Source organism: Dichotomicrobium thermohalophilum, assembly GCF_003550175.1.
Taxonomy (GTDB): Bacteria; Pseudomonadota; Alphaproteobacteria; order Rhizobiales; family Rhodomicrobiaceae; genus Dichotomicrobium; species Dichotomicrobium thermohalophilum.
In genome coordinates this window covers 1,847,010-1,865,634 of record NZ_QXDF01000001.1, presented here as the reverse complement: position 1 = coordinate 1,865,634, position 18,625 = coordinate 1,847,010, and the positions used below count along the sequence as shown (strand labels likewise).

The window sequence follows — 18,625 nt, the reverse complement described above, 5'->3', positions numbered from 1 at the left end:
CGCCTAGTCGAGCCGGCCACCGTCTTTGCCCGTCGCCGGCGCCGCGTCCGTGGTGGCATAGGTCTTGGCGTGCGCCTCGGCCATTTCGGCGGGTTCGCGGGCCGGGATCTTACCGTGCGCTGCGCCGGACGTGTCAACGCCGCGCGCCTCCGGTCCCTCGTCGATGCGCTCGTATTCGCTGGCAGGTAGGTCGCCCATGGGGCCGAGCGCCTCTTCGTCGCGCTCGAACAGGCGCGGGCTCTGCATATAAACGCTGACGAGGCGGGCCAACGCGATCAGCGAGTCGACATGCGTGCGCTCGTAGCCGTGCGAGGCATCGAGCGCGAAGCAGATGAGCGCGGCGCGCATGTCGTTGCCGGCCTCCATGGCAGCTGCCGCGTCGCTTCGGTAGTGATTGAACACGTCGCGCGTGTGCTCGATGTTGAAGCGCTGGCACAGATGCAGGAGGCTGCGCGTGAGGTGCCAGTCGAAGGGCCCGCTCGAATCCTGCATGGCGACCGTCACGCCATATTCGGAGGTGTTCTGCTCCGGCGCGATCGTGCCGTTGTCGACCGAGACCATCTCCGCGACATCGCCGTGCAGGATGTGCGAGGCACCCACACCCACTTCTTCCGAGATCGTGAAAAGCAGATGGCAGTCGAGGGGAACGGTCAGCCCGGCTTCCTGAATGGCCTTGGCCGCCGTCAGGACGGCCGCCACGCCTGCCTTATCGTCCAGATGACGGGCATTGATAAAGCCGTTGCCTTCGAATTGCGGGTTCGAGTCGACCGCGATGATGTCGCCGACATTGACGCCGAGCGCCATGGTGTCCTGCGCGTTTTCGATGCGCTCGTCCAGGCGCACTTCGACATTCGACCATGAGATGGGCAGTTCATCGACCTCGTCACCGTAGGTGTGCCCCGATGCCTTGAGCGGCAGAATGGTCCCGCGCAGCTTGCGCGCCTCATCCATGAAGACCGTGACGCGCGCGCCCTCGGCAAATCGCGCGGACCAGTGGCCGACCGGGGAAATCTCCAGCCGGCCGGAGGGCTTGATGCGCTTCACGATCGCGCCGAGCGTGTCGAGATGCGTCGAGACCGAGCGGTCCGGCGACGTGCGGGCGCCCGGCAAGTTCGCACGGATCGCGCCGCGCCGCGTCAGCTCGTAGGGGATGTCGAGCTTGGTCAGCTCGCTGCAAACGAAGCCCACCGCAAGATCCGTCATGCCTGTCGGACTCGGAATGTTGAGCAGGGTCTTCAGCGTGCTCAGCAGATAGCCGGTGTCCATTTTCAGGTCGCGGATGCGGCTCATGAGCGGACGGCCCTGTCTCTCGTCACGGTCTGCGGGAAGAGGAAGTCGATGAAGCTCTCGGCGGTTGGCTGCGGCTCGTGGTTGGCGAGGCCGGGACGCTCGTTCGCCTCGATCACGAAATAGGTCGGCTCGGATGGCGACGGCACGATAAAGTCCAGCCCGACGACGGGCATATCGAGAATGTCCGATGCGGTCAATGCGGCGTCGGCGAGGTCCGGATGCAACTCGGGTGTGACATCGTGAATCGTGCCGCCGGTATGCAGGTTTGCGGTCTTGCGCACGATCAGTTCCTCGCCTTCAGGAAGCACGGCATCCATGTCATAGCCTGCGCCCGAAACGCTACGCCGGGTTTCGTCGTCTACCGGGATCCGGCTTTCCCCGCCCGTGGCGGCTTCGCGCCGGCGCGACTGCTTCTCGATGAGCTGGGCGATCGTGTGTACACCGTTGCCCATGATAGCGGCCGGTCTACGGATTGCCGCGGCGATCACCTGTCGGTCGATGACGATGATGCGCAGGTCCTGACCGGTGATGAACTGCTCCATCAGCACGGTCTCGCACAGCGAGCGCGCGGCGGCCACGGCGGCAAGTACGTCGTCGGGGGTTGTGAGGTCGACATAGACGCCGCGGCCCTGTTCGCCCTCGGCGGGCTTCACCACCACGCGGCCGTGCCGGCGCAGGAAGTTCATCGCCTCCTCGTCGCTTTCCACGCGGATCTGCTCAGGCACTTTCAGCCCGCCTCGGCGCAGAAGCCGCTGGGTGAGCGACTTGTCCATGCAGCGGCTCATGGCGACGGCGCTGGTCATGTCACTCAAGGATTCGCGGCAGGCGATCGAGCGTCCTCCGAAGGAGAGATGAAAGAGCCCGGCTGCGGCATCCTCGATGTCAACGGCAATGCCGCGCCGGCGGGCCTCATCGACAATGATCCGCGCATAGATGTTGAGCTGCTCTTCCGGCGCCGGGCCCATGAACAGGCGCTCGTTGATCGGGTTCTTGCGCTTGATGCAGTAGACGGGGATCTGCTCGAAGCCGAGCTTGCGGTAAAGCTGGATGGCCTCCTCGTTGTCGTACATGACCGAGAGGTCCATGAAGCTGCGTCCGGCCTCGCGGAAGTGATGCGCGAGGGCCTGTACAAGCATCCGCCCAACGCCGGGGTGGGGGGCCTGCATGTCGACGCCCAGCGCCCAAAGGCTTGACCCGTTGTCCGGGTCGCCGAAGGCCGCGACGTGATCGACGCCCATCACCACGCCGAGCACCTCGCCCGTGGTGGGGTCGTCAGCCACCAGCACCGTGACGGGGTTGTCCGCGTCCAGCTCGTCGAGAAAACCGTCGTGCAGCGTGACCATGCCGTGAGACTGGTAGACCGTATTGATCGCATCGGCATCGTCAGGGCGGGCCTCCCGGATGCGAAAGCCGGGCGGCGCTGGCGCTTCGTCCTTCACGTTGCCCAGGTAGAGCCGGAAGGTGTGCGAGGGGTCGAGAAACAGCTCCTGCGGCGCGCTCGACAGGACGACATGCGGGTCGCGCACGTAGAATGCCACGTCCCGCTGGCCTTCGGTTTCCTCGCGCAGCGAATTCGCGAGCTGGTCCAGATCGGCAAACGTCTGTCCGAATATGAGCCGGCCCCACCCGCAGTCGACGATCGCGTTCGGCGTCGTCAGTTGGGCCTGTGCCTCTTCCGGCCGCGCGCCCCAGTGCTTCAGCGAGGCCATTTCGGCGAGGTCCTCGGGGCTGACGCGCTTGTCACGGTCCCCCATGTGCCTGCCTTTCGGTTGTCGGATACGGGTTAATCAAACGCGGTGATCTCAAATGCCGTGTTCCTGCAGCCACCACTCCAGCAGAGCAACCTGCCAGGTCTTCGAACCTCCCAGAGAGGTAATGTGGTCGGCCGGATTTTCGAGCAGCCTGTCGACGTAATCCTGCTGGAAAAGGCCCCTTTCCCGGGCCTTTTGCGAATGCATCAGGTCCTGGACCATATCATAAACCGGGCCCTGAATGTATTTGAGCGCCGGGACCGGGAAATAGCCCTTCGGTCGATCAATGACCTCGCTGGGGAGGACCGTACGCGCGACGTCCTTGAGGACGCCCTTGCCGCCGTCCTTGAGCTTTTCATCCGGGGGAATTCGCGCAGCCAGTTCCACCACCTTATGGTCGAGGAAGGGCACGCGCGCCTCCAGCCCCCAGGCCATGGTCATGTTGTCGACGCGCTTGACCGGGTCGTCGGCGAGCATCACCATCGTGTCGATGCGCAGCGCCCGGTCGACGGGCGTGTCTGCGCCTGGCAGGTCGAAATGCGCGGACACGAAATCCCGGCTATAGTCGCCATCGACCAAGTCCGGGGTGATGAGCTGCTCGTAATCCTCATGGTCACGGTCGAAGAAGGCCGCGGCATAGTCTGACACCGGGTCGTTGCTGTTGGTCAGCGCCTGATACCAGTGATAGCCGCCGAAGATCTCGTCCGCGCCCTGGCCGGACTGCACGACTTTCACGTGTTGCGACACTTCCTCGGATAGCAGGAAGAAGCCGACGTTGTCGTGGCTGACCATCGGCTCGGACATTGCCGAAATGACCTTGGGCAGTGCGCGGATTAGCCGGTCGCTGGTCGCCTGGATCTTGTAGTGTTCGGTGCCGTAACGTTCGGCCACGAGGTCGGAATAGCGGAACTCATTGCCTTCCTCGCCGCCAACCGTCTCAAAGCCGATGGAGAACGTCTTGAGATCGGTCTGGCCGGCCTCGGCCAGCAGCGCGACGATCAGGCTGGAATCCACGCCGCCCGACAGCAGCACACCCACCGGGACATCGGCGACCATCCGGCGCTTGACGGCGGCACGCAGCGTCTCATGCACCAGATCGCGCCAGGCCGAGGACGGCATGTCGGCATCGCGCGCCTCGCGCTGGAAGGTCGGCGCCCAGTAGACATGGTCGTTGCGCGTGCCGTCCGGCTCGATGATTGCGATTGTGGCAGGGGGCAGCTTGCGGATGCCGCGTACCATCGTGAAGGGCGGTGGTACCACGGCGTGGAAAGTCATGTAGTGATGCAGCGCGACCGGATCGATGCTGGTGTCGACGTCGCCAGGCGCGAGCAAGGCCGGCAGCGTCGAGGCAAAGCGCAGCGTACGCCCGCCGCGGACCTCGGAGAAATAAAGCGGCTTGATGCCCAGCCGGTCGCGCCCGAGGAACAGTCGACCGGTGTCACGCTCGTGAATCGCGAAGGCGAACATGCCGTTGAACCGCTTCACGCAGTCCGGCCCCCAAGCAGCGAAGGCCTTGAGGATCACCTCGGTGTCGCTGTGGGAGAAGAACGCATAGCCCAGCGCGATAAGCTCGTCGCGAAGCTCCTCGTAATTGTAGATGCAGCCGTTGAAGGCGATGCTCAGGCCGAGATGGGAATCGACCATAGGCTGGCGCGCGTGCTCGCTCAGGTCGATGATCTTCAGGCGGCGATGCGCGAGCCCGGCATGGCTGTGGGCCACCGCGCCGCTGGCATCCGGGCCGCGGGGGGCCATGCAGGTTGCCATCTTGTCGAGGGTGGACAGATCGGCGGGGGTGCCGTCGAAAGTGACTTCTCCGCAAATGCCGCACATGTAAGGGGGTAACGCTCGCTGCTTCTCGGGTGGGCGATGGCGTGCGGCCAATGAATGCGCACAGGCCAGCACGATCTTTCATGGTCTCGCCCGAGCATACCAGATCGCCCCCAGCTGGCAACCGAGGCCGCGTCAGCGGGTCAGTGAGGGCGAGCCGCCGGTGCGTGCGGCGGTGTTCGAGGACTGCTGCTCCTCATCAGAGAGAATGCGCGGCGGAGTCTGGTCGAACTCGAAGATTTGGCGCAGGAACCCGGGCGCAACGGCCGAAACCGGGTTGACCAGCACCTCGGGGTCATCCATGGCGCCGCGCACGGCATAGGTCATGCCGAAGATGCCCTCGCCGGTCCGCCCGGTGAGAAGATCGCCAATGATGGGGACCGAGCTGATCGCCGCGTTCAGCCCGTAGATCGGGACATAGGTGCCCGAAAGCTTGATCTGATCGCGCTTGAGATCGAGCCGCCCGCGCATGGTCGCGCCCAGGAGCGGACCGTTGATGATGGCATCGCGCAGGATGAACTGGCCGTTTCCGACCGAGAACGGGATCCGCATGGTGTTGAAATCGATCTGGGTGCGGCGCTTGACGGTGCGCCCCTGCCGGTTGGTCGGCACGCCGATGCCGTTGTCGCTGCCGAACAGGACCTGATCGACAACTTCGTCGCCGAGCACCTTGAAATTCCAGGCGTAGAGCGTGCCGATACGGTCGGCTTCGCCCAGACCGTCGAGGTTCACGCGCAGCGACATCTCGCCCCCGGCCATCCGCGAGTAAAGACCCACAAGTCGGAACGCGGCGCCGGCATCCGTTGCCTCTGCGAGCAGGTACCGCGGCTCGCCCGTCTCCTGACGCAGGCGCACGGCAAGCGGCGCTTCGCCAGCCAGGCGGCCATTCACGCTGAGCTTGGTCAGCCGGCCGGCATCCTTGCGGACATGCGCCGTCAGGTTGGTGATCGACGTGTCGTGATAGCCGATCACCGTGCTGATCTTGGCGGTGATGTCCACACCCCACTCGCGCGAGGGACGCTCTGGCTGGTCCTCGGCGAGCTTGCCCTTCGAAAAGAGCGAGCGGAAGAACTCGCGCCCGTCATAGCTGTCACCGGTGGCCTCGACACGCCAAACGTTCTGCTCATCGCGCACGCCGGAAACCTGCATGCGGGTCAGCAGGTTCGGCGAGAAGGTCGGGAAGTCGAAGCTGCGCGGCAGACCGTCCTCGCCGATCATGACCGTGCCCGAGATGGCGATCTCGTCGCCGACCATGCGGACATTTTCGAGGACGGTTCGGCCGGTTTCATCCTCGGCGACGTCGAAGGTGAGCAGGGCGCTTTCGCCCGGCGGCTTGCGGGAGGCGACGTTGATGAAGAAAAGTTCCGCATTCGTCAGGTCGGCTTCGACACGCAGACGTTGTTTGCCGTTCTCCTGCTTGACCGTGAGGGCCAGCGGCACGGTGCCGCGCACCACGTGATTGACGTCGAGGCCCAGTTCCGTCCGATCCTGCTCGTCGAGCGCCGCCCGCAGGCGCAGACCCGGCTGCAGCCGCTCTGGGGCACTGAAGATGCGGTGCCAGTCGACATCCACGGGAACGCCGTTGACCAGGACGTCGCCCTTGGCGTTCAGCGCTTTGTCGTTGACGTCGAATACGACCTTGCCACCGTTGACCGCGAGATCGGCCGCGAAGCCGGAGGCCCTCGGCTCTTCGAGCGTCGCGCGGCCGCGGATGCCCATGTCTTCGAAGTCCAGGTCTTTCAGCAGCGGAATGTCAAGGCTGAAAGCCCCGGCCAGCCGGCCGCTCAGGCCCTTGGGTTCCAGGCCGACCGCGCCGGCATAATTCAGCGGCTCATGGTTCAGAAGCCGATAGGCTGCGCCGGCCTCGGCCGACACCCGGAAATTCAACTCCGCCTCCGGAACTCGGGGTCGCAGGTCACCGATGACGAATTGCGCGTTCTCCAGGACCACGGGCGACCGATCGGGCAGGGCGATCGCGCTGTCCGGCACGTTGAACACGAAGCGCCGGCCACGCAGCATGGCGGTGCCCGGTCCGGTGCGGATTTCCGGCATTCCGTCAATGTAGGAGATGACCAGGTCATCGGTGCCAAAGCGCACATCGACGCTTTCGGCGGGCAGGTCGCCGTCGCCTTCCAAAGTGTGCAGGACACCGCCGGGGATATCCACATCGACCTGGCCACCGGTGATGCGGCCGCCGCTGATCGATTCTCCGATCCATTCACGCGCCCCTGGCGCGACGAACTTCGGCCAGATCAGCTTGAGGAACGCCACCGGCATCGCGCTGATTTCACCGGCAAGCCGCACCGCTGGCGAGCCGGGTGCATCCGTGATCTGACCGCTCAGGTCTATGAAGGCGTCGGCGGCCTGGACGCGGAAGCGTTCAAGGGTGATCCGGTCCCCGCCGTCGATGATCTGGCCGTTTGCGAGGATACCATCCACGGGAATGGCCGGGAGGCCGAACTGCTCGGCGGCAAGCGCGATCTGACTGGTCCTGAAACGATAGGTCCAGTCGCGCGCGGAGTCGTTCTCGGAACGTGGTGTGGCGGCAATATCTCCCACCAGCGTCATGCGGCTCTGGCCCCAGCGCAATGTCGACGGCTGGAGCTGAAAGCGCCCGGCCTCCTCGGAGTAGGTGAAGCGAAGCGTGCCGCTGTCGATAGCCGCTGGCTCCTTCTCGTTCCATGGTGCATAGATCAGCCCCTCGCCGAGCACGAACTCGCCGTCGGCAGCCGTGACCCGCCCGTCGCCGGCCATTTCCGCGCTGACGCTGGCGGTTACGGGCACATCGAGGCTGCGCAGCGGGGAGAGCATGGCGAATTCGGTTCCAAGCTCGCGGGGAACAAGGTTTTCCACGTTGAGGCCGAACGACAGCTTGTCGTAGCCGTCGAGCCGGGCGACTTCGAAGGTCATGTCCCAGGCCCGAGCGCTGGTTCCGACGCTGGCGCGGCCTGTCAGCACGCTCTGGCGGTCGCGCCGTTCCAGATCAACCTCGAAAGCGCGCACCTGCCAGCGCGTGACGCGCTCGGCCCGCGCAACAAAAAATTCCGCATCACGGATGCCAAAGCTGCTGAGATACGACGAGCTGTCCTCGCCCGCGCCGAGATCATTGAAGAGCTGGTTGACGGCTGGGACCAGCGCGATCGTGCGCTTGTTCTCTGCCGCAGCGTCGCCGGAGGAGGTTGTCACGGTTGCCGGTGCTTTCAGGGCCGGCGGGGCAACGCCGGACTGCGCATCGACCGTCAATGCAATGCCGTTGTTTTCGTCCACATGCAGGAGGACGCGCGGGCCGATCAGGTCGACGCTGCCGGCCGCCAGCCGACCCGTCAGCAGCGCCCGTGCGCTCAGTCCAACCGAAGCGAAGGGCGCTTCGGCCACGACCACGCCGCTCTGGTCATAGAGGCGCACGGTCTTGAGCCGAAACTCAATCCCGCCGCCTTCCGACAGCCGCATGACCGCGTCGCCGATGTCGATGCTCGGTCCCCGGAGCTGGCCGTTGACGGATTTTTCCACCGGCTCGACGAGAAAGGCCATCGACACCGGCCCCTGGCTGAGCCGGCCGTAGACCAGCGCCAGCGCGACCGCGCCCACCACGATGAGGCCGGTGACGACTTCCAGCGACAGGCGACCGCAACGTTTGCATGCCTTCCCGATGCGCATCCGCGCGGGCTCCGGCACGCGCAGCACAAGTGCGCGGGTTTTCGCGTCGATGCGGGCAAGATGACGTCCGGCCGGGGCGGCCAAGTCCTTGCACACGCTCATCGCCTGCCGGAACCGCCCTTGCCTGTGCTCGTCGTTCATCGTGCTTCCAAGGTGGTGACGGACTTGACCCCGCTACGCCCGCGCGCGGGAACAAACTGTCGCTGCCGGCCGCTCGACGCTTGCGCCGGCGCGCCGAATAGGCTTTGACAATCCGGCAGCTTTCATCACGAAAGTTGTCAATTTGTTTCAAGGGCAAAAAACGTCAAAAGGAAGGCATGGCGATGGTCTCTGAAGGTGATGTTGCCCCCGGTTTCGAACTGCCTCGGGATGGCGGCGGAACGGTCAGTCTCGAGGAACTCAAGGGCAAGCCGGTGGTCCTCTACTTCTATCCCAAGGACGACACGTCGGGCTGCACGAAAGAGGCAGTGAATTTCAGCGCTCTGGCCGACGAGTTTGCTGCGGCGGGAGCGGAGATCGTCGGCGTTTCGCCGGATCCGGTGAAATCCCACGACAAGTTCAAGGCCAAGCACGATCTGACCGTGACGCTCGCCTCGGATGAGGAGAAGCAGGCAATTCAGGCGTATGGGGTCTGGGTCGAGAAGAAGATGTACGGCAAGACGTACATGGGCGTGGAGCGCTCGACCTTCCTGATCGACAAGGACGGCAAGATTGCCAAGACCTGGCGCAAGGTGAAGGTGCCCGGCCATGCCGAGGCCGTGCTGGAAGCGGTCAAGTCTTTATAAGAAAACGGGAAAAACCGGCGCGCCCTCAACGTCAGATTGTTTCGCAACACCTGCGAAAAATCGTAAAAAAATTGCATCGGTTGATCCAAGTTAACCCATGACAGGCGCGGCGGTTCTCGCTAAGGTGCGCCCGTTATCGACGAGGCGGACAAAGGGCCGACCGTGGCGGGGGCACGGGTCATTGGGGGCACGTAACCGCGCATGACGATTGTCTCGCCGTTCCCTGGCGCATGAAGCGAGAAGGGTGGCGGGCTCTGGCGGGGTGTCGGGACGCCGGTCTGTCTCGCGGGCGTCTGCCCGATAACGCTATGTGCGAGTGACGAGGTCTCAAGAGTAACGAAAGCAGAGAGCGCCATGAGTAACTCTGAACAGAAGCCGATCCTGAAGACCACGAGCAAAGCTGCATCGAGCCCGTCGCCGGCGCCCTCGGCTCCGCCGAACGCGCCGATGGCCGGACCGCAGGGCGCGCCGGCACCGACCCGTGCCCAGGGACAGAAGGGCGACCGTGTGGCCCCGTCGATCATCGGCGAGGATCTCGCGATTACCGGCAACGTTATCTCGAAGGGCGAGGTGCAGGTCGATGGCCAGATCGAAGGTGACGTGCATTGCGGCTCGCTGATAGTCGGCGAAAAGGCGGAGATCACCGGCGGGATCGTTGCCGAGGATGTCGTTGTCCGCGGCCGAGTCATGGGCTCGATTCGCGGCGTGCGCGTGACCATGCAGGCCAGTTCGCATGTCGAGGGCGACGTCTTCCACAAGGCTCTGGCGATCGAGCAGGGCGCCTTCTTCGAGGGCAAGTCGCGCCGCGCTGAAGACCCGATTGCGACCGCGCCGAAGCTGGAAACGCCACAGACCTGATACCACTGACCAATTGCGTGGCGGGGCCGGAACATGAGCCCCGGCCGCGCGCTACGCTTTTCTTTCAGCCAGCAAAAGCCACTGCGGCCTGACGGTCGCGGCAGCCGGCCCGTTGTGTTATCCTTGCGGGCATGAACAAGTGTCTGTTCGCGATTGGTGTAGCCCTCTGCCTGGCGGTGCCCGGCGGAGGTGTCTCGTGGCAGGTGTTGGCTGAGCCGGCCGCCGAAACCCAGTCGGTTTATGACCGTGAGAAGCTGGAGCGGCTGTACCGTCAGCTCAAACACGCGCAGACGCCGGCCGAAGCCCAGCGGCTCAATGATCGCATCTGGGCTTTGTGGACCGAAGGCCCTGACGAGCGCGCCGGCGAGCAGATCCGGCAGATTTTCCGCTACCGCCGCTGGCGGGAACTGGATCGCGCGCTCGAAATCGCCGACGACCTGACGAAGCGTTTGCCCAACTATGCGGAAGGCTGGAACCAGAAGGCCATTGTCCTTTTCGAGATGGGCCGACTCGACCGGTCGCTGGCGATGATCGACAAGGTGCTGGAGCTGGAGCCGAAGCATTTCGGCGCGCTCTCCGGCAAGGCGATCATCCTGTTGCGGCAGGGGCGGGTGAAGCTGGGCCAGAAGGTACTCCGTCGGGCCGTCGAGATCCATCCTTACCTGGCCGAGCGCCGCTTCCTGGTGGAGGAGCCGGGCGATCCCATCTGAGGTGGGGCGTGGTTTTTCCGGTGGAGGGCGCGAGGTCGAACAGCGTGCCTGCTTGATTTCGCGCGCCGGATCGCCCATGCTCGCGCGGACTTAGGGGTCGATACCATGTTGGCCCCACTACTGATCCTGCGCACGGGCCACGCCGCTCAACCTCGCTTATGACGATCTATTTTCACGAGCGCGACCTTCCCGATGGACTTGACCTCGGCAGAAGCGTCGCCGTCGACACCGAGACCATGGGCCTTGAGCCGCGCCGTGACCGGCTCTGCCTCGCGCAGCTTTCCGCCGGCGACGGTACCGCGCATTTGGTCCGTTTTGCGCCGGGCGTCTACGCGGCCCCCAATCTTTGCCGCCTGCTGGCCGACCCGGGGGTGCTCAAGCTCTTCCATTATGGGCGCTTCGACATCGCGGTGATGGGGCATTACCTCGGCGTTTTCGCCGCGCCGGTCTATTGCACAAAGATCGCCTCGCGCCTGACCCGCACCTACACCGACCGCCACGGGCTGAAGGACCTCTGCCGCGAACTCATCGGCGTGGAAATCTCCAAGCAGCAGCAGATTTCTGACTGGGGCGCGGACTCCTTGAGCGATGAGCAGAAAGCCTACGCGGCTTCCGATGTGCTCTATCTCCACCAGCTCAAGGACAAGCTCGACGCGCTTCTCGAACGGGAGGGGCGCGCCGAGATCGCTCGGGCGTGCTTCGACTTCTTGCCAACCCGGGCGCGGCTGGACCTGATGGGGTGGGCAGACCGCGACATTTTCAGCCATTCATGAGGCCGCGCGCAGGCGTTTAGTCGTCCAACTGTCAACATATTCCTCGCGTTGTCTGCGATCCGAGCGATGGCGGTTTGCCACCGGGCTCAATCGAGGGGCGCATGTCAGTTGATGCCGATCACGCCGGCCAGTCGCGCGGCTTTGTCGTCCAACTCTCGACCGAAGAGCGGGCTCGGGCCTTTCGTGCGGCACGGCGGCATTCCATCGCGGTCAAGACGCTCAAGGTGCTGTTGCCGCTGGCCGCGCTCGGGATGGTCAGCCTGTATTTCATCCCTACGCGCCTGGCCATCGAGATCGACGGTGCGACAGCATCACTGGAGGGCGTGTCGGTTGAGTCGGGCAACCTGAAAATGGTCAATCCGAAGCTCTCGGGCATGCATCCCGACTATGGCCGCTACGAAATCCGTGCGGACACGGCGATGCAGAATGTGGATACGCCGCAAAAAGTCCTCCTGGATGCGATTACGGGCTCGCTGGTGTCACCGGATGGCGATACCACTCGCCTGCAGGCGCTGAGCGGTCTGTTCGACACCGAAGCCCAGCGTCTTACCTTTCAGGACGGCGTTTCGATCGAAGGGCGCGCCGGGTTATCGGTCAAGCTGCGTTCGGCGACCGTTCATTTTGCTGATCAGTTGATTGTCTCGGACGAGCCGGTTTCGATGCAGTTCCGCGGCAGCCGGATTACGGCAGATGGCGTCCGATTGAACACGGGCAAGGCGCGCGTCGTGTTTTCGGGAGATGTGAAGGTCCGGCTGGAGCCACGGAGGGAAACGGACACACAATGAAACGGAAGACAGCATCGCTTCGCCAGCCGCGCCTGCGGCAGGTTTGGATGGCGGCGGCCTTCGTCGTACTCGGCCTGTTCGCAAGCGTCGCCGTGGCGCCCGCGCTGGCGCAGAGCATCGGCAGCAGCTTCCAAGCCTATCAAACCAGCACCGACGAGCCGATCGACATTGAGGCCGATCTGCTTGAAGTCGATGACAAGCAGAAGCAGGCCGTGTTCAAGGGCAACGTGGTAGCACGTCAGGGTGGTTTCTCGCTGAAGGCGAAGGAACTGGCCGTTCACTACACGGGCCAGCCAAGCGGTGACGTCGCGACGGCGAGCACGGGCGGCAGGAACGCCAGCATCCGGCGGATCGAGGCCAAGGGCAAGGTTCTTGTCACCACCAAGGACGACCAGACCGCGACGAGCGAATGGGCCAATTTCGATGTGGAAGAACAGGTGGTCACCATCGGGGGTAACGTCGTGCTCTCTCAGGGCGAGAACGTGCTGCGCGGCGATCGGCTGGTGATCGACCTGAAAAGCGGCAAGAGCCGTTTCGAGGTCAAGAACGAGTCGGGCAAGCAGCGTATCCGCGGGCTGTTCCAGCCGCGACAGGACTGACTGGCGCTGGGGCAAGCAAATTTCGGACCACTGCAACGACGGATTGTGTTAGGCTCCTTTACGCTTTTCTAACCGTTTTGATCCGGGACGCGAACGACGACCGCCCATGGCCATTACCGAACGGCGCCGACAGCCCGCGCCCCAGCCGCAACGCTCCCGCCGCGCGCCGCAGCAGGCCGTGCAGCCGGTTCCGCACCCCCGCGCGTTGGACGAGGCGACAGGGACGCTTGAGGCCGAGAACCTCACCAAAAGCTTCAAGAGCCGACAGGTCGTCGGCGGCGCGAGCCTGCACATCCAGCGCGGTGAGGCGGTTGGCCTGCTCGGGCCGAACGGGGCGGGCAAGACAACGATCTTCTACATGATCACCGGGCTGATCCCGGCCGATACCGGGCGCATCGTCATCGACGCACACGACGTCACACGCCTGCCGATGTATCGCCGGGCGCGGCTGGGCATCGGCTATCTGCCGCAGGAGGCGTCCATCTTTCGCGGCCTGACGGTCGAGGAGAACATCCGCGCGGTGCTGGAGATCGTCGAGCCGAACCGCAAGGAGCGCAAGCATCAACTGGACGCGCTGCTTGAGGAGTTCCGGATCACGCGGCTGCGCAAGTCCCCGGCCATTGCGCTTTCCGGTGGCGAGCGCCGCCGGGTCGAGATCGCCCGGGCGTTGGCGAGCCGGCCATCCTACATGCTGCTCGACGAGCCTTTTGCGGGGATCGACCCGATCGCCATCGGTGACATTCGCAATCTCGTTCACCACCTGAAGGATCGTGGCATCGGCGTACTGATCACCGACCACAACGTTCGTGAGACTTTGGAGCTGATTGACCGGGCTTATATCATTTACGAAGGTCGGGTCTTGATCGAGGGCACGCCCGACGAGATCATAGCGAACGATGAAGTCCGCCGCGTGTATCTCGGCGACCAGTTCTCGCTTTAGCCCACCGTTCCGTATCGCGTGCAAGGAGTAAGCCTGCGATGGCGCTCAGATTGGAGCTGAAGCCCAGCCAATCGCTCGTCATGACGCCGCAGTTGCAGCAGTCGATCAAGCTGCTGCAACTCTCCAACCTCGAACTGGCCTCTGTCATCGATCGGGAACTGGCGGAGAACCCGCTTCTGCAGCGCGCGGAGGAGGCCGAAGCGGGCGAGAGCACGGTGAGCGAGGCGGACTTCAGCCTGGAGCAGGCGCCGTTTCCTGAAGGGGGGGCGAGCCTCTCGACACCCCAGGCGGGCGCATCCGGCGAGCCGCCGCCCGGCGATTTCGCGCCGCCCGAGGGGCCGAGCCTGCGCGCACATCTGGAAGAACAGCTAAGCCTTGCCGCGCCGAGCCCCAAGGAGCGGATGATCGGGCTCAACCTGATCGACATGATCGACGAGGCCGGCTATCTCCGTGGCGATACCGGCCAATTGGCCGAGCGGCTGAATGTCGCGCCGGAGGACGTGGAGCGCGTGCTGACCCTGCTGCAATCCTTCGACCCGGCGGGGGTGGGCGCGCGGGGTTTGCCCGAATGCCTGGAAATCCAGTTGCGCGAACAGGGCCGGCTCGATCCGATGATCGCCACGCTGCTGCGCCATCTCGACCTGATCGCTGCGCAGGATCTCCCCAAGCTGGCGCGGCTGTGCGAAGCTGATATCGAGGATGTGCGGGACATGATCGCCGAGATTCGGCGACTGAACCCAAAGCCGGGCCTGTGCTTCGGCGGGGCGCCGGTGGCGCAGATCACGCCGGATGTGGTCGTGCGCGCCCGGCCCGACGGGAACTGGCATGTCGAACTGAACGGGCAAACCCTGCCACGCCTGTTGGTAGACCGCGCCTATTTCGCCACCGTGCGGGCCCAGGCGAGCCATGATGACCGAGCCTTCCTCGGAGATTGCCTGAACGCGGCGAACTGGCTGGTCAGGAGTCTGGATCAGCGCGCCCGAACGATCCTGAAGGTGGCCGAGGAGATCGTGCGCCGGCAGGACGGCTTTCTGCGCCACGGCGCCGAGCATCTCCAGCCAATGACGCTACGGGACGTGGCCGCCGAGATCGACATGCACGAATCGACCGTCAGCCGTGCCAGCGCGCATAAGTACATGGCGACGCCGCGCGGTCTCTTTGAGTTCCGCTATTTCTTCACCTCCGCCGTCGCGGCGGCCGACGGTGCCTCCGCCCATTCCTCGGAGGCCGTGCGCCATCGTATCAAACAACTTGTGGATGCTGAGACACCTGATTCGGTTCTCTCGGATGACCAGATCGTCGAGGCGCTGAAGGCCTCAGGGATCGACATCGCACGGCGCACGGTGGCCAAATACCGCGATCTCATGCGGATCCCGTCCTCGCGCGAGCGCCGGCGCGCCAAGAAGCTCGAATTGATGCAGTCGGGCTAGGACGAAAAATTATCCCCTGCGACATATTGCACGCCAACTCATCAGCAACAAAGTGTGAGATCAGCAGAATTGACTTCCGCGGGGGCCTTGTCTACCGTCCGCGCATTCATCGACTGGGGCGCCTCTGGACCGGCGCTCCGTTCAGCCCGATGCGCGCCAAAGGGACCTCGGCCAAGGCCGACCGCGCCGGGTCAAGACTGCCCCGAGACGTGACGCAGTGTGGGAGCGGCGCTAGAATAGAACGAGCTGTGCCGTAGCCGGAACACGCATGCCGGCGGTGACGGCGTGGCGCGACGAAAGATGCGCACGGGGCGCCATCGCGGCCCGTCGGGCCGGCCGCAGAATGCATCAGGCCCGCCTTGTACACGTCATGTTCGGCGCCAGGTCCAAGTCGAGGGACAACCGAAGGGAATGACCATGGATCTCAGCGATCTGATCTCGTCCGAAGGCATCATTCCGGCTCTCAAGGCCAACAGCAAGAAGCAGGTGCTGCAGGAGCTGTCGAAGAAAGCTGCGGCAATGACGGGCCTGGCGCAGAGAGACATCTTCGACACCCTGCTTCAGCGTGAGCGCCTTGGCTCGACCGCTACGGGCAACGGGATTGCGATTCCGCATGGCATGGTGCCCGGGCTTGAGCGCGTGACGGTCCTGTTCGCGCGGCTGCAGAAGCCGGTCGAATTCGAGGCGATTGACGAGAAGCCGGTGGATTTGGTGTTTCTGCTGCTGGCGCCGGAGCGCGCGGGCGCGGATCATCTGAACGCGCTGTCGCGGATTTCGCGGCTGCTGAGCAAGGCGAACGTGGCGCAGAAGCTGCGCGCCTCCAACGATCGAGACACGCTTTATGCGTTACTGACGGAGCCGATTGCTTCGCACGCGGCCTGAGCCCGGCACCGCATCAAGTCTGAACACGCAAAAGGCGGCCCGAAAGGCCGCCTTTTCTATTGGCCAACTGAGGCCCGCCGCGGATTGGCGGCGGGCCTTCGCTTCTTATGCCGCCGCGGCAGCCTTGCCTCGCGGCTCGGAATACAGCCCCTTGAACAGGGCGTAGCACGCCAGCAGCAGGATCACCGCGAAGGGGAAGCCGGTCGAAACCGCGGCCGCCTGCAGTGCGCCGAGGCCGCCGCCCAGCAGAAGGGCGATCGCCACCAGTCCCTCGAAGGTGCACCAGAACACACGCTGGGAGACCGGGGCGTTGACCTTGCCGCCGGCCGTGATGGTGTCGATGACCAGCGAACCGGAGTCCGAGGAGGTCACGAAGAATACGATGACCAGGACCACGCCGATAAACGAGGTGATCGCCGCCAGCGGCAGGCCGCTGAGCATCTCGAACAGCTTGAGCTCGAGCGCCGCGTCGGCGATCTGGGTCATGCCGGCTTCTTCGATCAGGGAGATGGCGGTTCCCCCGAACGCAGTCATCCACAGGACCGACACGATCGTCGGGACAAGCAGCACGGCGATCATGAACTCGCGCACCGTGCGGCCGCGGCTCACGCGGGCGATGAACATGCCAACAAACGGTGACCAGGAAATCCACCAGGCCCAGTAGAACGAGGTCCAGCCCTGACGGAAGTTATCGTCATCGCGGCCAACCGGACTGGACAGCGGGATCAACTCCTCGCCGTAAGCGACAAGGTTGCTCACGAATCCGCTCAACACGGACATGATGCCGCCGGCGAACATCACGAAGAGGAGCAGCGCGGCCGCCACAACCATGTTGATCTCGGACAGCACCTTCACGCCGCCGTCAAGACCCCGCAGCACCGAGATCAGAGCCACAGCCGTGATGGCGATGATCAGGATGACCTGGACATCGACCGTGTTTGGCACCCCGAAGACGAAATCCAGACCGGCGTTCGCCTGCTGCGCACCCAGACCCAGCGATGTGGCAAGGCCGAAGAGCGTGGCGAAAACGGCCAGGATGTCGATGACGTGGCCGGGCCAGCCCCAGACTCGCTCGCCGAAGATCGGGTAGAATAGCGAGCGGATGGTAAGCGGCAGCCCCTTGTTGAAGGAGAACAGCGCCAAGCCGAGCGCCACGATCGCATAGACCGCCCACGGGTGCAGACCCCAGTGGAAGATCGTCGCGGCCATGCCGAGCCGTCTCGCCTCGTCGGGATCGCCAGCAGCACCGGCAAGCGGCGCCCAGCTATCCGGGCTTCCCGCGCCTTCGGCGACGGACGAGCTGTAATGCGATATTGGCTCGCTGACGCCGAAGAACATCAGACCGATGCCCATCCCCGCTGCGAACAGCATGGAGAACCAGCCGAGATAACTGTAGTCTGGCGTGGCATCGCGGCCGCCGAGGCGGACGCTGCCGATCGGCAGGACAATGCATGCGATGCAGACGAGCACGAAAATGTTGCCCGCGGACAGGAAGAACCAGTCGAGGTTCGAAGTCAGGAACTTCCGCATTCCGTCAAATGCGGGGCCAGCGCTGTCCTGGAAGATGATGGTGAGCAGCACAAAGGCAATCACCACCAGGCCCGAAACCAGGAACACCGGATTGTGGATATCCAGGCCGAAAGGGCCGATTTTCGGTGTGATGTTATCCTGACCGATCTGATAATCGGTCTCGATGATATCGGCCGGCCCTTCGGGACTTGGGACGGCTTCGACGTCAGTGTCAGTAGTCAATGCTCTTCCCCTGTTCTGCTTTTTCTTTCAGGCTTTCTTAGCTTTGCCAGAGAAATATTTCCTAGCGGACCAGGAAAACCGAGACATCAGAGTGTGATGCCACCGAGCCGCCATGCGACGGCCAGATGTAGTCGGTCACGTTGGGAATATGCGATTGCATGACGACAAGATCTGCCCGCGTCTCGTGGACCGCCTTGAGCAGCGTATCGTTGATGTCGATGGCCGGGTCGGTGCTTGTGTAAGCTTTCGAGGAGGCCTCGTGGCCATGCTTGCTGGCCTGGTCCTGCGCGAAAGCTTCAAGTTTTTGCGCATATTCGGATGGATTATGCGCGACCGGGCTGGGTGTTTCCGGCGTCACGCCGACGTAAGTGACCGGACTGCCGTAATGCTTCGCGAGATCAGCCGCGGTCTGCAAAGCTTTTTGCAAATGTTCAACATGTGTCAGATCTACGGGAACCATTATTTGTTTATACAAAGGAGCCTCCTTGTTTCGTCGCCCTGAGTTTCCCGGAGAGGCCGCTGAAGCGGGCTCGTATCCTGACGCGAGACTTGTGCTTAATCATCGCACGAAGGCAGGCTAGCATGA

At 64.0% G+C, this 18,625-nt stretch carries 15 protein-coding genes; 9 read left to right on the top strand and 6 right to left on the bottom strand.

Annotation, left to right across the window (positions count from 1 at the left end; genetic code table 11):
• Positions 1-3: 3 nt before the first annotated feature.
• The 4 genes from BXY53_RS08650 to BXY53_RS08635 all read right to left on the bottom strand — a co-directional run bounded on the left by BXY53_RS08650 (position 4) and on the right by BXY53_RS08635 (position 8,666).
• Positions 4-1,290, bottom strand: a complete 1,287-nt coding sequence (locus tag BXY53_RS08650) for an osmoprotectant NAGGN system M42 family peptidase (protein ID WP_245410397.1) — start codon at positions 1,288-1,290, stop codon at positions 4-6.
• A complete protein-coding gene (gene ngg, locus BXY53_RS08645; RefSeq protein WP_119061425.1) occupies positions 1,287-3,044 on the bottom strand; it encodes an N-acetylglutaminylglutamine synthetase in 1,758 nt (585 codons plus the stop codon). The genes BXY53_RS08650 and ngg overlap by 4 nt, the downstream gene beginning before the upstream one ends.
• A 48-nt stretch (positions 3,045-3,092) precedes the next feature.
• Entirely contained in the window at positions 3,093-4,871 is a 1,779-nt protein-coding gene (locus BXY53_RS08640; protein WP_119061424.1) for an N-acetylglutaminylglutamine amidotransferase, read from the bottom strand.
• A gap of 132 nt (positions 4,872-5,003) precedes the next feature.
• Positions 5,004-8,666 (bottom strand): YhdP family protein, encoded by a 3,663-nt coding sequence (locus BXY53_RS08635; RefSeq protein ID WP_119061423.1) that lies wholly within the window; start codon positions 8,664-8,666, stop codon positions 5,004-5,006.
• A gap of 176 nt (positions 8,667-8,842) precedes the next feature.
• Between BXY53_RS08635 and bcp the strand changes: the two genes are divergently transcribed.
• The 9 genes from bcp (at position 8,843) to ptsN (ending at position 16,287) form a co-directional block, all read left to right on the top strand.
• Positions 8,843-9,310 (top strand): thioredoxin-dependent thiol peroxidase, encoded by a 468-nt coding sequence (bcp, locus tag BXY53_RS08630; RefSeq protein WP_119061422.1) that lies wholly within the window; start codon positions 8,843-8,845, stop codon positions 9,308-9,310.
• 354 nt (positions 9,311-9,664) lie between these two features.
• Positions 9,665-10,168 carry a bactofilin family protein gene (locus BXY53_RS08625; protein ID WP_119061421.1) on the top strand — a complete coding sequence of 168 codons (504 nt, stop codon included), beginning with the start codon at positions 9,665-9,667 and terminating at the stop codon, positions 10,166-10,168.
• 131 nt (positions 10,169-10,299) lie between these two features.
• Positions 10,300-10,878: a tetratricopeptide repeat protein gene (locus BXY53_RS08620; RefSeq protein WP_119061420.1), complete on the top strand. Its 579-nt coding sequence runs from the start codon at positions 10,300-10,302 to the stop codon at positions 10,876-10,878.
• A gap of 158 nt (positions 10,879-11,036) precedes the next feature.
• Positions 11,037-11,651 (top strand): ribonuclease D, encoded by a 615-nt coding sequence (locus BXY53_RS08615; RefSeq protein WP_119061419.1) that lies wholly within the window; start codon positions 11,037-11,039, stop codon positions 11,649-11,651.
• A 101-nt stretch (positions 11,652-11,752) separates the two neighbouring features.
• Complete coding sequence (lptC, locus tag BXY53_RS08610; RefSeq protein WP_119061418.1) at positions 11,753-12,436, top strand: LPS export ABC transporter periplasmic protein LptC; 684 nt, start codon at positions 11,753-11,755, stop codon at positions 12,434-12,436.
• Positions 12,433-13,035, top strand: coding sequence for a lipopolysaccharide transport periplasmic protein LptA (lptA, locus tag BXY53_RS08605; RefSeq protein WP_119061417.1), 603 nt, complete (start codon positions 12,433-12,435; stop codon positions 13,033-13,035). Before lptC ends, lptA begins: the two co-directional genes overlap by 4 nt.
• Before the next feature lie 106 nt (positions 13,036-13,141).
• A complete protein-coding gene (lptB, locus tag BXY53_RS08600) occupies positions 13,142-13,975 on the top strand; it encodes an LPS export ABC transporter ATP-binding protein (RefSeq protein WP_119061416.1) in 834 nt (277 codons plus the stop codon).
• A 38-nt stretch (positions 13,976-14,013) separates the two neighbouring features.
• The gene (gene rpoN / locus BXY53_RS08595) at positions 14,014-15,405 is read left to right on the top strand and encodes an RNA polymerase factor sigma-54 (RefSeq protein WP_119061415.1); all 1,392 of its coding nucleotides are present in this window, start codon (positions 14,014-14,016) and stop codon (positions 15,403-15,405) included.
• Between the two features lie 417 nt (positions 15,406-15,822).
• Positions 15,823-16,287: a PTS IIA-like nitrogen regulatory protein PtsN gene (gene ptsN / locus BXY53_RS08590; protein ID WP_119061843.1), complete on the top strand. Its 465-nt coding sequence runs from the start codon at positions 15,823-15,825 to the stop codon at positions 16,285-16,287.
• Positions 16,288-16,392: 105 nt separating this feature from the next.
• On the opposite strand, the gene BXY53_RS08585 is transcribed toward ptsN, so the two are convergent.
• Entirely contained in the window at positions 16,393-18,039 is a 1,647-nt protein-coding gene (locus BXY53_RS08585) for a BCCT family transporter (RefSeq protein WP_119061414.1), read from the bottom strand.
• 61 nt (positions 18,040-18,100) lie between these two features.
• Positions 18,101-18,499 (bottom strand): universal stress protein, encoded by a 399-nt coding sequence (locus tag BXY53_RS08580; RefSeq protein WP_280985262.1) that lies wholly within the window; start codon positions 18,497-18,499, stop codon positions 18,101-18,103.
• Positions 18,500-18,625 lie beyond the last annotated feature (126 nt).